This is a genomic window from Neorhizobium sp. IRS_2294, assembly GCF_050500145.1.
In the GTDB taxonomy this organism is placed as follows: domain Bacteria; phylum Pseudomonadota; class Alphaproteobacteria; order Rhizobiales; family Rhizobiaceae; genus Neorhizobium; species Neorhizobium soli.
In genome coordinates this window covers 3140252-3154008 of record NZ_CP191439.1, presented here as the reverse complement: position 1 = coordinate 3154008, position 13757 = coordinate 3140252, and the positions used below count along the sequence as shown (strand labels likewise).

Genomic DNA, 13757 nt, shown 5'->3' with positions numbered 1-13757 from the left:
GCGGCTCTGATGTCGACTGCACTGGCCGCTCTGCCGGCCGGTGCCGCAGGTCCTGATGTAGAGGCGAGTGTCCATACCATTTCCCGTTTCAAGACGGGCTCTGACGCCACCCGTTTCGGCAAGCTCGAATTTCTGGGCGGGCTGCAGGTCTCGTCAAACGACAGCAAGCTGCAATCGCTTTCGGCGATCCGATTCCGGCCGGACGGTAAGAGTTTTGTTTCGGTGCTTGATACCGGTCACTGGATGACCGGGCAGATCGAACGGGATGCGGAGGGCCGTCTCTCGGGTCTCAGCCGCCTGCAGGTGTCGCCACTGCTCTACAGAGGCGGGCGGCCGAGGTCGAAGTTCCATTCGGATGCGGAGGGTCTTGCCCTGCGTAAGGGCGAGGCGGTGGTGAGCTTCGAGCAGCTGCACCGCATCGAAACCTATCCGGATCCCGGTTTCGAGGCTTCAGGCCCGACGCGCACCGTAGACTTCGTCTTTCCCCGTAGGGAATTGCGGATGAATGCCGGCATGGAAACGCTGGCACTCTCGCCTGAAGACAGCCCGCTGAAGGGCTCGCTCGTGACGGTCACGGAACACAGCCTCGATCAGAACGGCAACATGTTTGCGGCAATTCTCGAGGGACCGCTGAAGGGCGTTTTCAAGATCGTCCGTCACGACCCCTATGACGCGACCGATGGCGCATTTCTGCCTGACGGCGACTTTCTGCTGCTGGAGCGCCGTTTCAGCTTCCTCGGCGGCCTCGGCATGCGCATCCGCCGCTTCGATGCTGCAGCGATCCGTCCGGGTGCCGAGATCGACGGCGAAGTCCTGCTCGAAGCGGACATGACCTACGCGATCGACAATATGGAAGGTCTCGACGTGATCGAGGCGCCCGACGGCCGCCCCCATCTCATCCTCGTCTCCGACGACAACGGCAACTTCCTGCAGCGCAATCTGATGCTGGAATTTCGGCTCGCGGAATAATCAAGGGGAGCTTCAGGCTCCCCTTGATTATGTCACACGGTCTTTGCAGTGACCTGCGGCATCGGCCGCAACACGTTCATCAGGGCGCCATAGGGCAGAAGCAGCACGATTCCGACGAGGATCTTGACCACGAGGTCGCCGAGCGCCCAGGAGACCCAGCGCGGGGCTTCGGTCGAGAGTGCGCCAAGAATCGGAGACCAGCCGACGGCGAAGTCGTCATTGGCGCCGAGGAAGGCGAAAACAGGGGCAAAGGCCAGCGAGAAGAACAGCAGCGTATCGAGCGCCGAGCCAAGCAGCGAACCTGCCAGCGGCGCCTGCCACCAGGACTGGCGACGCAGGCGGTTGAACACCGAGATATCCAGCAGCTGGCCGACCAGATAGGCGGTGCCCGACGCGATCGCGATACGTGGAGCCGACGCCCAGAGCGACAGCGTCACGCCGAAGATGAAGCCGACCAGAACCACACGGCGTGCGATTGTCGTCCCGAACTGGCGATTGGTAAGGTCAGTGACGAGGAAGGCGAAGGGATAGGTGAAAGCGCCCCAGGTCAGGAGATCGCCAAGGGCTACTCCGAAAAGGCTTCCTGTGACAGGGAACTGTACGAGGAAGTTCGAGGCGACGACGACCGCTGCCATCAGCAGGGCATAGATAAGGGTATAGCGTTTCGCTTGCATTTTTTTATCCTGGGGTATGCCACCAGTTGCGGATATGACCATGAGAAAGGGCTTGTCCGGTTATCCGGTCAAGCCCTCTTCAAAGCCGGTGATGTCGAAGGTGCTGATTAAGCAGCAGCAGTCGCTGCTTCTGCAGTCTTCTTGGCAATCTGGCGACGCAGGAGACGAGCGCGCATGGACAGCTCAGTCTCGCTGGACTTCAGAAGGAAAGCGTCGAGACCGCCGCGATGCTCAACGGAGCGAAGCGCGTGAGCGGAAACCCGCAGACGGAAGCGCTGGCCGAGCGAATCGGAGATCAGAGTGACCTGGCACAGGTTCGGCAGGAACCGACGACGGGTCTTGTTGTTGGCATGGCTGACGTTATTGCCGGTCATTACGCCCTTGCCGGTCAGTTCGCATACACGAGACATGGGATACACCTTTGTTCTATTCTGCAATCGGAAGCAATTTCCGGGCAATGCCCGACATGCCGATCCAATTGGTCCTGATTGGAAAGTTGCGGTTCTATAGTCAGTGAGGTCCGGCGCGTCAAGCCAAAACCTTGCGTTTCGGACTCTCAAGGCGTCGCTTGGCGCTTTTGCTGCTGGCGCGTCGCTGTTTTCTTGCCATTATGGTCAGTCACTATCGCCAGGCAAGTCGCTTCCATCTCATCCGTCAGGGCCGTTCATGCTTTCTCGCACATATTTCGCCGTCGCCCTGTCCTCTCTTGTGAGTTTCGGTGCAGCAACGCCTTCGATGGCGGCCGAAACGCGGCAGGTCAGCCATTACAGTATCACGCTCGGGATATTGCCGATCGCGACGGCGAGCTTTTCGAGCGAATTCGACGGCGGCCAGTACAAGATCAACGGAACGTTCAAATCGTCAGGTATCGCCGATATCATCAGCAAGGTTTCGGCGGAAACCAGCGTGACGGGGCGCATCCAGGGCGAAAAGCTGCAGGCTGACCGCTATAATCTTGTCTACAATGTCGGAAAGAGGAAGCGCGTCTACGATATCTCCTACAGCAACGGTAATGTGACCGATACGAAGGTCACCCCGCCGCCGCGTCGCAACCGGGAAAACTGGGTGCCCGTGACGGACAAGGATCTTCGCGCCGTGCTCGACCCGTTGAGCGGCCTGATCTTTCCGGCGGATGCCAAGATCTGCCCGAACCGGTTGCCGATCTATGACGGTGAATCGCGCATGGATCTGGTGCTGTCACCGATGGGCACCAAGCCGTTTGCGGCGGAAGGGTTCAAGGGAGAGGCCATCGTCTGCTCGATCCGCTACACGCCCAAATCCGGGTTCCGTCGCGGGCGCACCGATATCGAGTATCTTCGCAAGACGCCGATGGAAATCTGGTTTGCCAAGGCCGATGGCGCAAATGTATACGCTCCTGTCTATGCCCGTATCCCGACCAGGATGGGGCCGCTCTACGTGACGGCCGTGAAGATCGGCGATTAGAAGATCGGCTTATGCCGAAGGAGGCATAGTGAAGATCCGGGGGACGCTGATCGGTTTTACGGCCATTCTGATGTGGTCGCTTTTGGCGCTGATGACGGCAGCATCCGGCAAGGTTCCGCCCTTCCAGATGAACGCGATGACGTTTGCGATCGGCAGCCTGCCGGGGCTGATCCTGTTCGCCTTCAGGCCGCAGCGCATCCGGTTGCTCAAACAGCCCGCCAAGGTGTGGATCATCGGGATCGGCGGATTATTCGGCTACCACTTCCTGTACTTCACGGCGCTGCGCAATGCGCCGGCCGTCGAGGCGGGACTGATCGCCTATCTCTGGCCGCTGCTCATCGTCGTTGGCTCGGCGCTTCTGCCGGGCGAGCGGCTGCGCTGGTACCATGTCGCCGGTGCGGTTGCCGGGCTTTGCGGCACGATCGCCATCGTCTCGCGCAACGGCCTGTCGTTCGACGGTGCCTATACGCTGGGTTATGGCACAGCCTTCATCTGCGCCTTCACCTGGGCGGGGTACTCGCTGCTGACCCGCAGCTTCGACCGTGTCTCGACCGACGTGGTGACCGGGTTCTGCCTCGCCACATCGCTATTGTCGCTTGTGTGTCATCTGGCGCTGGAGACCACGATTTGGCCGGCGGACGCCAGCCAGTGGGCGGCGGTCGTCGGCCTCGGCCTGCTGCCGGTTGGCGCCGCCTTCTACGCCTGGGATTACGGCGTCAAGAACGGTGATATCCAGGTGATCGGCGCCGCAAGCTATGCCGCGCCGCTGCTTTCGACCCTGATCCTGGTGCTTTCCGGCTTTGCCGAACCGGACTGGCGCATTCTCGCGGCCTGCGTACTGATCACCGGTGGAGCGGTGCTTGCTGCACGTGATATGCTGCGGCCGAGGAAACCAGTTCGGCTTCCGGTGGAGTAAGGTATGTCGGCGGCAGACAACGAACGCGTGAAGTATGTCGCCAACGCATTTGATCGTGCGTCAACGTCCTCCCTGACAGTCGGCGTCTTCGCGCCTATCGCTGCGGCGATCTATGCGCCGGCAAGCTCGGTCGGGAACTTATGGGTGCTTTCAATCGCCGGCCCCTGTTGGCTTTTCACGGCAGGCATACTACATTTCGTAGGAAGGTTCATTTTACGGAGGCTGCTATGACTGGCTTGCAGATCTATGCATTCATCGTTTTGCCGCTCTCGATCGCGGCGGTTGGATCTGCCTACGCGTATTTTTTCGTGAAGAGTGAAGAGCGCAAACGCAAGATTCCTCCTGCTGAATAAGCCGATCCTTTCCCGGCGCCCTTAACCCGGCTCCCAGCCAAGCGCTGCCATCTCGAAGCTCGCAAACTCGAATCCGGGCGCCACGGTGCAGCCCACCAGCGTGTAGGCTCCAAGCGGTTCTGCCGACTGCCACGCATCGGCCGGCACCACGGCCTGTGGCCGCTCGCCGTTGGCCAGATCCACACCGAGCCGGATTTCCTCGACGGTCGTTCCATCCGAGATCTTCAGAAGCAGCGGATCGCCGGCATAATAGTGCCAGACTTCCGCTGCATCGCGCACCCGATGCCAGTGCGATTTCTCGCCGGCCTGCAGCAGATAGTAGATCGCCGTCGAGGCACCGCGCCCGGTGCCGTCTCCATCGCGAAACGTCTCCGCATACCAGCCGCCTTCCGGGTGGCGCTGCATGCCGAGAGTAGTGATGATCTCTTGCGCAGTCATCGTTTTAGAAATTGTCCTTGCGCTTGCGGATTTCGGCAAACACTTCTTCGTTGGTCTTGCCTTCCATGATCAGGTTGCGCCGGATCGCGGGATCGGCGGGGCGCAGGAAGGGGTTGGTTTCCTTCTCGAGGCCCATCATCGTCGGAATGGTGAAATTCCCGTCGGCGCGCAGGGCCTCGATCTCGGCAGCGCGGGTCTTCAGCCGCTCGTTGTCCGGATCGATCGTCAGCGCGAAACGGGCGTTGGACAGCGTGTATTCATGGCCGAAATAGATCGCCGTCTCATCGGGCAGAACCGCGAGCTTCTGTAGCGAAGACCACATGTCGGAAGCGGAGCGTTCGAACAGTCGACCGCAGCCGAGCGCGAAAAGGGTATCGGCGGCAAACAGGATCTTGTCGTCCGGAAAATGGAAGCAGATATGGCCGGCCGTGTGGCCTGGCGTCTCGATGACGCGAACGAGATGGTCGCCGAAATGGAACTCGTCGCCATCTGCGACTGTCCGGTCGAGGCCGGGGATCGCGACCGCCTCGTTGACGGGGCCGATGATCTCCAGGCCGAACTTCTCCTTCAGCGCGAGGTTTGCCTCCACATGATCGGTGTGGTGATGGGTGGTGAAGATGTGGGTGATCGTCCAGCCGCGACGGGCGGCGGCATCTATGATCGGCTGTTCTTCCGGCGCATCGATCGAAGCGGTCAGTCCGCTTTCAGGATCGTGCACAAGAACGCCGAAATTGTCGCTCCGGCAGGGAAAAACTTCGAGTTCCAACGGCTTCATTCTGCCTCACCTCTTGCTCAATTCCACTTGGCAGACAATGTAGAGACTGGTGCCTTGAAGTCCAACCACCTTCAGCGAGCAATTTATCTTGTCCGTCGATATCGTCGATCTGCGTGAGTTCTATCATTCTGCTCTTGGCCGGTTCGCCGAGCAGTCGATCGTCGTGGCGTTGTCGTCGCTCTGGGCGCGCCTGCCGGAGGAGCGTCTGGTCGGGCTCGGCTATGCGGTGCCCTATCTCGATCACTTCCGGGCCGATACCGAGCGCACCTTTGCCTTCATGCCGGCCGGGCAGGGGGCCGTGAACTGGCCGCCGGGCGAGCTTTCGAGCACGGCTTTGGTGTTCGATGAGGAATTGCCGCTGCCGGACAGTTCGGTCGATCGCGTGCTGCTTGTGCATTCGCTGGAATTTGCCGAAAACCCGCGCGAGACTCTGAAGGAGATCTGGCGGGTGCTGGCGCCCGGCGGGCGGCTGGTGATCGTCGTTCCAAACCGTCGCGGCGTCTGGGCACGGATGGAGCATACGCCTTTCGGCTCCGGCCGCCCCTATTCGCGGGGACAGTTGACCACGCTGATGCGTGAGACGAACTTCACGCCAGGCGCCAGCGCCGAGGCACTGTTTTTCCCGCCGTCGAAGGCGCGAACGATCATGAAGATGCGGCAGGTGTTCGATCGTATCGGTCGTCGCTTCTGGCCGGTGTTTTCCGGCGTCATCGTGCTGGAAGCGCAAAAGCGGCTGTATCAGGGGCTGCCGGTTGCAGCCCGCGCGTCGAGGCGCGTGTTCGTGCCGGTCATGGCACCGCGCGGCGTGCCGACGACGCGGACGCAACCCGACACGCCCAAAGGCTCTTAAAACCGGCTCGACATTGGGCCTTTTGAGCTTTAATGCCTGAGCATACCCTGCCCACAGACATTACCGAGAAGGTCCAATCGATGAGCATCGTTGCGAGTGAGCCCGTTCCGCGTCCAGGCATTCTGGATATCGCCGCCTATGTGCCCGGCAAGGATCATGCTCCCGGCGTTGCGCGGGTGTTCAAGCTCTCGTCCAACGAAACGCCGCTTGGTGCGAGCCCTGCTGCGATCGAAGCCTTTCGCGAGGCGGCAGGTCACCTCGAGCTCTATCCCGATGGCCAGGCCCTGGCGCTGCGCGAAGCGATCGGCTCGGTGCATGGCTTGAACGCTGCCAACATCATCTGCGGCAATGGATCGGATGAACTGCTCGGCCTGCTCTGCCACGTCTATCTCGGTGCCGGCGACGAGGCGATCATCACCCAGCACGGGTTCCTGGTCTACAAGATCCAGATCACGGGTGCCGGCGCCAAGGCGATCGAAGTGCCTGAGAAGGACTGCACCGTCGATGTCGACGCGATCCTCGCCGCGGTCACGGACAAGACGAAGATGGTGTTCATCGCCAATCCGGGCAATCCGACCGGTACCTATGTCCCGGTTTCCGACATCCGTCGCCTGCATGCCGGTCTGCCGAAAAGCGTCATCCTGGTTCTCGACGCGGCCTATGCGGAATACGTGAAGAAGAACGATTACGAGGCCGGTCTTGAGCTGGTCTCGAACAGCAAGAACGTCGTGATGTGCCGGACCTTCTCGAAGGCCTACGGTCTTGCCGCGTTGCGGATCGGCTGGATGTACGGTCCGGCCGCGATCCTCGATGCGCTCAACCGCGTCCGCGGACCGTTCAACCTGAATGCGCCGGCGATTGCCGCAGGTGCTGCGGCCATCCGCGATCGGGCGTTCGTCGAGAAGGCTGTCGAGCACAACACGCTCTGGCTCGACAAGCTGACCCATGCGTTCGAAACGCTCGGGCTCAAGGTCACGCCGTCGGTCACCAATTTCGTGCTGATCCATTTCCCCGATGTGGACGGCAAGCGTGCGCCGGATGCCGATGCCTTCCTCACCAGCCGCGGCTATATCCTGCGGGTCGTCAAGGGCTATGGCCTGCCGAACGCGCTGCGCATGACGATCGGCTCGGAAGAGGCCAATCGCGGCGTTATCGAAACGCTCGGCGAATTTCTGGCACGCTGACAGCAATGGGACGGATATCATGACCCATCCGCAGTTCGATCGGATCGCTCTGATCGGCATCGGCCTGATCGGCTCATCTATTGCGCGCGACGTGAAGGAGCTCGGGCTCGCCAATCACGTCGTCATCTCGACACGCAGTAGCGAGACGTTGAAGCGGGCGGAAGATCTGGAGCTTGGCACGGAATACACAGCCTCTGCAGCCGATGCGGTGAAGGATGCCGACCTCGTCATCGTCTCCGTTCCTGTCGGTGCGTCTGAAGCGGTCGCCAAGCAGATCGCGGGCAGCCTCAAGCCGGGCGCGATCGTCACCGATGTTGGCTCGACCAAGGCGTCTGTCATCGCGCAGATGGCGCCGCATATGCCTGACGGCGTGCATTTCATTCCCGGTCACCCGCTGGCCGGTACCGAGAAGTCCGGTCCGGATGCGGGCTTTCCGGGTCTGTTTCGCGATCGCTGGTGCATCTTCACGCCGCTGCCGGAAACGGATCAGGCGGCGCTCGAGCAGTTGAAGGCCTTCTGGGTGGCGCTCGGTTCGCGCATCGACGAGATGGATCCCGAACACCACGACAAGGTGCTCGCGATCGTTTCCCACCTGCCGCATATCATCGCCTATAATATCGTCGGCACGGCGGATGATCTGGAAACGGTCACCGAATCGGAAGTCATCAAGTATTCCGCCTCCGGTTTCCGCGATTTCACGCGTCTTGCAGCCTCCGATCCCACCATGTGGCGGGACGTCTGCCTGCACAACAAGGATGCGATCCTGGAAATGCTGGCCCGGTTTTCGGAAGATCTTGCCTACCTGCAGCGGGCAATCCGCTGGGGCGAGGGCGACAAGCTGTTCGAACTCTTCAGCCGCACCCGCACCATCCGCCGCTCCATCGTTCAGGCCGGCCAGGATGTGGACGCGCCGGACTTTGGCCGGCACGCACTGGATGTGAAGAAAGAAGCAGGCCTCTCGGCCTCAGATCCGCGGAATTTCGCCGATCTGGATCAGCCCGCCCGCCAGAACCTTGCCGCGCCGGATGGTGATGTCGAGTGAGGCATTTTCACCACCGCCGAGCGCTGCCAGCATGTTTGCCGCGGTCTTGATGGTCGATGCGAGATCCGGAAACACTTCGCCGAGGCTCTGCTGCCACGCGTCGATCTTTTCCACGCGCAGTTTGAGCTTGCCTGACATGCGCCCTTCGTCATCGAAGGAGAAGGGGCCGGAGATAGTGGCAACCCGTCCCTCGCCGAGATCGGCCTTCAGGGAACGAAGCTCGCCCTTGGTATTGTAGAGTGCGGTGCCGTTCGGATCGCTGCCGTCGATCATGCCGGCGCGACCGGCAAGCGTCACGTCCACGAGAGCGTTGAGCTTGGGCAGAAGCTCTGCCATGCCCTCGGCTGTCGTCGAGGTGCCGTCGAGCGAGATCGCGGCATCGAGATCGTCGCCGTTCTGGCGCAGATGGATTTCCGTCCGGTCGGTGGTGATGTCGAAGGGCTGGGTGTTTGCCGCGGACACGACGCTTGCGCGCGAGCCCTCGATGACCATCGACGCCCGCTCGAACGCCCTTCAGCTTGGCAGCGATACTGGATTGCAGCGATTTCCAGGTGGTGGATACGGAGAAGCCATGGCTGGTGCGGACTTCAGAGGGTGCGTCGAGTTCCCAGACGATATGGCCGGGCGCATAGACCTGCGCTGCCGAGCGCAAAGCGCCGAACGTGCCCGAGATGCCGTTTTCACGGTCATCCACCGTCACCTTGGAGCAGAACAGGCCGATTCGGAAAGGATAGCCGCGATATTCGGCGTCGGTGCATTCGGCGACGATGCCGCGCTTCTGCTGGCTGCCCAGGAGCGCCAGCGTGTTCTGCTTCAGGACCGAAGCGGCATAGAACCAGCCTGCCGTATAAAGGGCTATCGCCAGAATGACGGCACTCGCCAGGATCCATAGTTTTCTGCTGACGCCGCTTCGGCTTGACGCTGCCATGTTGTTCTCCCAAAGGTCTTTTCGCAAATCTCGATGACGGCATGGCGTGCGATATGGACGAATTTTGGGTGTTTGGCTACGGATCGCTGATGTGGAACCCGGGCTTTCCGTTCGAAGAGAAGGCGCAGGCCCGCGTTTACGGCTTTCGCCGGTCGCTGTGCATCTGGTCGACAGTGCACCGTGGAACGCCGGATCGTCCGGGTCTGGTCATGGGGCTCGATCGTGGCGGATCGTGCAGGGGTGCGGCCTTCCGGGTGGCAGGTGACGCATGGGACGATGCGATCGAGTATCTGCGTCGTCGCGAACTTGTCACCAATGTCTATCTCGAAAAGATCGTGCCGATCACGCTGATGGACGGGCGGCAGGTGAAGGCCGTCACCTATGTCGTCGATCGCGCCCACCCGCAATATGCCGGTGCGATGGGCGTCGAACAGGCGGCCGGCATCGTGCGCCACTCGGCCGGCAAGTCCGGTCCCAACGATGCCTATGTGTTCAACACCGTCGAGCATCTTGCGCAGATCGGCATTCGCGACCTGTGGCTGGAAGGGGTCGCCGCGGCGCTAGCCGCGTAAGGCTACCCGCTCAAACCGTCGTCTGCTCTCTCTTCTGTTCGGCCTTCAGTTCCGCCAGACGTTTCAATGCTGTCGCAGGCAGCGGCAGATGCGGGTTTGCCGCCACGGTTTCGACCAGCAGCTGGTCGCTTGCCGTTTCCAGCGTTTCGATCAGGTGCTTGTAGAAGGCATCCGGCTGCATTCCCGGCTGGATGGGCGGAAGGATGCGGACCTTGAAATGACCGGGGTATTTCACCAGCTTGCGGCGTCCCCAGAACAGGCCCCAATGGGCGACGACCGGGACGACCGGAACCTTCGCATCGCGATAGATGCGGGCGATGCCGTAGCGATAGTCCGGCTCGGCGCCAGGCGAGCGACGGGTTCCCTCGGGGTAGATGATCAGCTGGCGGCCGCTCGCCATCTCTTCCTTGGTGCGCTTCATCACCTCGACCATGACCTTGCCGCGGGCACCGCGGTTGACCGGGATCATCCGCTGCCTGGCCAGGTACCATCCGAACAGCGGGATCCACAGAAGCTCGCGCTTCAGGATATAGACCGGGTCGGGATAGTGGGGCATCAGCGCAAAGGTGTCCCACACAGACTGGTGCTTGGGCGTAAAGATGCAGCCGCCTTCCGGAATATTCTCCAGCCCCTCGATTTCGAAGGTCGCACCGACAATCTTGCCCATCAACCAGTTGCTGGATGAAGCCCAGCCCTTGGGGACGCTGAAGGCGGCCTTCCGCGAAGCCAGGAAGTAGTAGGGAGCAAACACGATCATCCGCAGGATCATGTTGGCGTAGAAGGCGGTATTGAACACGACGGAGCGGATGAGAAGCATGGAACGGGCTTTCTTGCAGACTGCCCGTTGCCTACACGAGAACTCGAGCGGACAAAAGCGCGAGATCGACGGCCTGCTCAGATCAGGGAGATTTTTTCGGCACCGACCCGGTCGGATCGCCGTCGGTTCGAAGCCCGCTGCCCTTCTGCATGCCCACCCAGTCGCGAATGGTTGCCAGCACCACCTTGACGTATTCCGACAGCATCGTGCGCAGCGTATCCGGCTCGGCGAACCAGGCGCGGCGAGCGAGATCTGCATTGATGACCGGATAGGGAATGAATTCCGTCGCGGGATCTGCGCGGCGCAGTTCGTGCAGACTGCGTAGCATGTGGTAGTTGTTGGTCACGACGAGCACGGATTTGTAGTCGTTGTCGTGGATCCAGCGGGAGATCTCGTTGGCATTGCCGATCGTATCGATCGCATCATAGCCGATATCGACGCAGCACTTGAAAAGGTCGGGCGAGGCCTGCGTGACCTTGCGGATCTGGGTCGGCGTGGTGGATGGATGCGCGCCGGAAATCAGAAGCCGCCTGCCGGCCCCGTCGCGCAGCAGACCGAGCGCCTGTTCTATGCGCAGATATCCACCTGTCAGAACAACGATTGCATCGGCCTTGACGCCATCGGGCGCTCGCAACGATGTGACCGCGTCCGCGAACCAGAGGAAACCGCCGACGACGATCGCAACGCAGATGAACGCCACCATGACGATCCGTCTTGCTATTCGTCTAAACGTGCTCCGGCGCGAGAGCAAAGCCCTTCGTCTCCGGTCCGAAGTCCGGTCGTCCGTCACATCGGGAGGGGTCTGGCCGAGTGTCATGATTTCGTTGATAGACCTAGATTTCGTTGTCGCCTAGTCCCACAACGGGTTCACTTCAAAAAACACGTGCGGGTTATGATTTCGGCGCGCCATCCGCCCGTGCCGGATCGGAGCGGATCAGGTCGATCTCGTCGATCGTTTTCATCACAGTCAGGCGGGCGGTCAGCGTCGTCAGAAGGGCGATCACCAGGATCGTCGCAAAGATCCCGAGATAGCCGCCGAATCCGATCGTGAAGGAACCGAACAAGGCTGTCGCCTGCTCGCTCTGGGGCGTCGCGCGGGAATTCGACTGCCACAGATTGGCGGCCGCAAACAGCAGTGCGGCCAGCGCGCCGCCGGCTGCCGATCCCTTGATGCTGATCTTTAGGAAATGCTTCTGGAATTCGCGGGCGACGAAACCGCTTTCGGCGCCGACGAAATGCAGGACTTCGATGATATGCCGGTTGCCGGAGAGGGCGCCGCGGGTGGCAAAGACGACGGTCAGGATCATCGCGGTAAAGACCAGGATCAGCACGCCCATGCCGATCAGCACGGTGGTGCGGGCCATCGACACAAGCCGATCGACCCAGGTGCGGTGGTCATCGAGGAAGGCCTGCGGCACTTCGGTCTTCAGGAGGTCACGCATGGCCCCGAAATCCGGCGGGTTCTGCTCGTCGATTGTGATGATGACCAGCCTCGGCACGGGCAGGTCGGCAAGATCGAGGCCGGTGCCGAGCCACGGTTCCAGCAGCCGGGCGGTGGCGCTGTCGTCCATGATCGTGCCGTCGCGGGTGCCGACGAAGGTGAGTGCGACATCGCGCGCCTTCTTCAGCGCCGCATCCATGTCTAGGCCATCGTCCGGCTTGATCTGGATGGTGATTTCGCGGGCGATCTCGCTCTGCCAGCCGGCCGCGGTGGCGCGAACCATGCTGACCCCGCCGAGCGTCAGGCATGCGAGGAAGGCCATGATGGCGATCACCACCATCAGCGCATTGCCCTGGATATTGGAGGGAGGCAGGATCGGGGCTGTCGGGCGCACGCGCATCGAGGCGCGGCGCGGACCCTGGTCGGTCGCTGTCTCGGCGCCTTTCTCCTGCCAAGCGTTTGCCGGTGCCGGTGCTTTCTCCGTCTTAGCCGGTTTGGTCTTCTTGGGAGGGCGCGGCTCATTCATAGATATCGAGCCGCCCTTCGGTGAGGATCATCCGCCGTGCATCGACCTGATCCATCAGCGCCAGATCGTGCGTCGCGATGACGACGGCGGTGCCGAGCCGGTTGAGCTCGAGGAACAGGCTGAGCAGCCGGCGGGCCATGGGCGGGTCGACATTGCCGGTGGGTTCGTCGGCGAGCAGGATTTCCGGACGGTCCATCAGCGCACGGGCAATCGCCGCACGCTGCTTTTCGCCGCCTGAAAGCACCGCGGGAAGCACATTGATGCGCTCGCCGAGGCCGACCCATTTGAGGAGCTCGATCACGTCATTGCGATAGGACGCCTCGTCCTTGCCGCGCACCCGAAGCGGCAGGGCGACGTTCTCATAGGTGGTCAGATGGTCGAGCAGGCGAAAGTCTTGGTAGACGATGCCGATTCGCCGGCGCAGCATCGGCAGCTCGCTCCGCGGGATCTGCGACAGCTCGCGGCCGAACATGCGGATGATGCCGCGGGTGGGGTAGAGTGAGGTGAAAAGCAGGCGCAGAAGCGTCGTCTTGCCGGCACCCGATGGGCCGGTCAGGAACTGAAATGACCGTTTCGGGATGTCGAACGTCATGTCCCGGAGAATCTCCGGGCCCATGCCGTATCGCAATCCAACATTTTCGAAATGAATCAACGGAAGACCAAATCCCTGAACCCTTCAGATTCGCACCTGACCATCTCTTAACGATGAAGGTAAACGAAAGGTAAAACGCCGGCCGAAAAGGGCTTATTTCGGGCGCTGTTTGCAAATGGTTAACCAATCGAATTTACGACTAGGGGGGATTCGTTTCAATGGCCGCCTCTTTCGATA

15 protein-coding genes and 2 pseudogenes are annotated in these 13757 nt (G+C 61.3%); 8 read left to right on the top strand and 9 right to left on the bottom strand.

Going from position 1 to position 13757, the window contains the following annotated elements; all coding sequences use genetic code 11:
* Positions 1-9 precede the first annotated feature (9 nt).
* A complete protein-coding gene (locus tag ACQY1K_RS15260; protein WP_430259037.1) occupies positions 10-969 on the top strand; it encodes an esterase-like activity of phytase family protein in 960 nt (319 codons plus the stop codon).
* 32 nt (positions 970-1001) lie between these two features.
* Here the strand turns inward: ACQY1K_RS15260 and ACQY1K_RS15255 are convergent, their stop codons facing one another.
* Together ACQY1K_RS15255 and rpmB are read right to left on the bottom strand one after the other, a co-directional pair.
* Positions 1002-1643, bottom strand: coding sequence for a queuosine precursor transporter (locus tag ACQY1K_RS15255; protein ID WP_430257774.1), 642 nt, complete (start codon positions 1641-1643; stop codon positions 1002-1004).
* Between the two features lie 107 nt (positions 1644-1750).
* Positions 1751-2053 (bottom strand): 50S ribosomal protein L28, encoded by a 303-nt coding sequence (rpmB, locus tag ACQY1K_RS15250; RefSeq protein WP_062461777.1) that lies wholly within the window; start codon positions 2051-2053, stop codon positions 1751-1753.
* A gap of 256 nt (positions 2054-2309) precedes the next feature.
* On the opposite strand from rpmB, the gene ACQY1K_RS15245 reads away from it, so the two are divergent.
* The 3 genes from ACQY1K_RS15245 to ACQY1K_RS15235 all read left to right on the top strand — a co-directional run bounded on the left by ACQY1K_RS15245 (position 2310) and on the right by ACQY1K_RS15235 (position 4355).
* Entirely contained in the window at positions 2310-3086 is a 777-nt protein-coding gene (locus ACQY1K_RS15245) for a DUF3108 domain-containing protein (RefSeq protein ID WP_430257773.1), read from the top strand.
* 28 nt (positions 3087-3114) lie between these two features.
* Positions 3115-4002 carry an aromatic amino acid exporter YddG gene (gene yddG / locus ACQY1K_RS15240; RefSeq protein WP_430257772.1) on the top strand — a complete coding sequence of 296 codons (888 nt, stop codon included), beginning with the start codon at positions 3115-3117 and terminating at the stop codon, positions 4000-4002.
* Between the two features lie 227 nt (positions 4003-4229).
* Positions 4230-4355: a hypothetical protein gene (locus ACQY1K_RS15235; RefSeq protein ID WP_280141276.1), complete on the top strand. Its 126-nt coding sequence runs from the start codon at positions 4230-4232 to the stop codon at positions 4353-4355.
* Positions 4356-4376: 21 nt separating this feature from the next.
* Here ACQY1K_RS15235 and ACQY1K_RS15230 read toward each other — a convergent pair whose 3' ends face one another.
* Both ACQY1K_RS15230 and gloB read right to left on the bottom strand, forming a co-directional pair.
* Positions 4377-4793, bottom strand: coding sequence for a cupin domain-containing protein (locus ACQY1K_RS15230; protein ID WP_430257771.1), 417 nt, complete (start codon positions 4791-4793; stop codon positions 4377-4379).
* Positions 4794-4797: 4 nt separating this feature from the next.
* Positions 4798-5568 (bottom strand): hydroxyacylglutathione hydrolase, encoded by a 771-nt coding sequence (gloB, locus tag ACQY1K_RS15225; protein ID WP_430257770.1) that lies wholly within the window; start codon positions 5566-5568, stop codon positions 4798-4800.
* 88 nt (positions 5569-5656) lie between these two features.
* On the opposite strand from gloB, the gene ACQY1K_RS15220 reads away from it, so the two are divergent.
* The 3 genes and pseudogenes from ACQY1K_RS15220 to ACQY1K_RS15210 all read left to right on the top strand — a co-directional run.
* Positions 5657-6418, top strand: coding sequence for a class I SAM-dependent methyltransferase (locus ACQY1K_RS15220; protein ID WP_062461762.1), 762 nt, complete (start codon positions 5657-5659; stop codon positions 6416-6418).
* Positions 6419-6498: 80 nt separating this feature from the next.
* Complete coding sequence (gene hisC, locus ACQY1K_RS15215; protein WP_062461759.1) at positions 6499-7602, top strand: histidinol-phosphate transaminase; 1104 nt, start codon at positions 6499-6501, stop codon at positions 7600-7602.
* 19 nt (positions 7603-7621) lie between these two features.
* A pseudogene (locus tag ACQY1K_RS15210) lies at positions 7622-8548 on the top strand (prephenate/arogenate dehydrogenase family protein); the annotation flags it as partial.
* Between the two features lie 18 nt (positions 8549-8566).
* Here ACQY1K_RS15210 and ACQY1K_RS15205 read toward each other — a convergent pair.
* A pseudogene (locus ACQY1K_RS15205) lies at positions 8567-9572 on the bottom strand (DUF2125 domain-containing protein).
* Positions 9573-9625: 53 nt separating this feature from the next.
* On the opposite strand from ACQY1K_RS15205, the gene ACQY1K_RS15200 reads away from it, so the two are divergent.
* Positions 9626-10144: a gamma-glutamylcyclotransferase gene (locus ACQY1K_RS15200; RefSeq protein ID WP_430257769.1), complete on the top strand. Its 519-nt coding sequence runs from the start codon at positions 9626-9628 to the stop codon at positions 10142-10144.
* Positions 10145-10154: 10 nt separating this feature from the next.
* Here the strand turns inward: ACQY1K_RS15200 and ACQY1K_RS15195 are convergent, their stop codons facing one another.
* The 4 genes from ACQY1K_RS15195 to ftsE form a co-directional block, all read right to left on the bottom strand.
* A complete protein-coding gene (locus ACQY1K_RS15195; protein WP_184654565.1) occupies positions 10155-10961 on the bottom strand; it encodes a lysophospholipid acyltransferase family protein in 807 nt (268 codons plus the stop codon).
* 82 nt (positions 10962-11043) lie between these two features.
* Complete coding sequence (locus ACQY1K_RS15190) at positions 11044-11778, bottom strand: YdcF family protein (protein ID WP_062581780.1); 735 nt, start codon at positions 11776-11778, stop codon at positions 11044-11046.
* A gap of 73 nt (positions 11779-11851) precedes the next feature.
* Positions 11852-12928 carry a cell division protein FtsX gene (locus tag ACQY1K_RS15185; RefSeq protein ID WP_430257767.1) on the bottom strand — a complete coding sequence of 359 codons (1077 nt, stop codon included), beginning with the start codon at positions 12926-12928 and terminating at the stop codon, positions 11852-11854.
* Positions 12921-13580: a cell division ATP-binding protein FtsE gene (ftsE, locus tag ACQY1K_RS15180; RefSeq protein WP_062461741.1), complete on the bottom strand. Its 660-nt coding sequence runs from the start codon at positions 13578-13580 to the stop codon at positions 12921-12923. Before ftsE ends, ACQY1K_RS15185 begins: the two co-directional genes overlap by 8 nt.
* Between the last annotated feature and the right edge of the window lie 177 nt (positions 13581-13757).

What these genes read in the sequence shown, in the direction of transcription:
- ACQY1K_RS15195 (WP_184654565.1), bottom strand. Translation starts at nt 10,961, where the DNA reads ATGCTTCTCATCCGCTCCGTCGTGTTCAATACCGCCTTCTACGCCAAC.
- ACQY1K_RS15200 (WP_430257769.1), top strand. Translation starts at nt 9,626, where the DNA reads ATGGACGAATTTTGGGTGTTTGGCTACGGATCGCTGATGTGGAACCCG.
- rpmB (WP_062461777.1), bottom strand. Translation starts at nt 2,053, where the DNA reads ATGTCTCGTGTATGCGAACTGACCGGCAAGGGCGTAATGACCGGCAAT.
- ACQY1K_RS15235 (WP_280141276.1), top strand. Translation starts at nt 4,230, where the DNA reads ATGACTGGCTTGCAGATCTATGCATTCATCGTTTTGCCGCTCTCGATC.
- ACQY1K_RS15255 (WP_430257774.1), bottom strand. Translation starts at nt 1,643, where the DNA reads ATGCAAGCGAAACGCTATACCCTTATCTATGCCCTGCTGATGGCAGCG.
- ACQY1K_RS15185 (WP_430257767.1), bottom strand. Translation starts at nt 12,928, where the DNA reads ATGAATGAGCCGCGCCCTCCCAAGAAGACCAAACCGGCTAAGACGGAG.
- hisC (WP_062461759.1), top strand. Translation starts at nt 6,499, where the DNA reads ATGAGCATCGTTGCGAGTGAGCCCGTTCCGCGTCCAGGCATTCTGGAT.
- ACQY1K_RS15245 (WP_430257773.1), top strand. Translation starts at nt 2,310, where the DNA reads ATGCTTTCTCGCACATATTTCGCCGTCGCCCTGTCCTCTCTTGTGAGT.
- ACQY1K_RS15260 (WP_430259037.1), top strand. Translation starts at nt 10, where the DNA reads ATGTCGACTGCACTGGCCGCTCTGCCGGCCGGTGCCGCAGGTCCTGAT.
- ACQY1K_RS15230 (WP_430257771.1), bottom strand. Translation starts at nt 4,793, where the DNA reads ATGACTGCGCAAGAGATCATCACTACTCTCGGCATGCAGCGCCACCCG.
- ACQY1K_RS15190 (WP_062581780.1), bottom strand. Translation starts at nt 11,778, where the DNA reads ATGACACTCGGCCAGACCCCTCCCGATGTGACGGACGACCGGACTTCG.
- gloB (WP_430257770.1), bottom strand. Translation starts at nt 5,568, where the DNA reads ATGAAGCCGTTGGAACTCGAAGTTTTTCCCTGCCGGAGCGACAATTTC.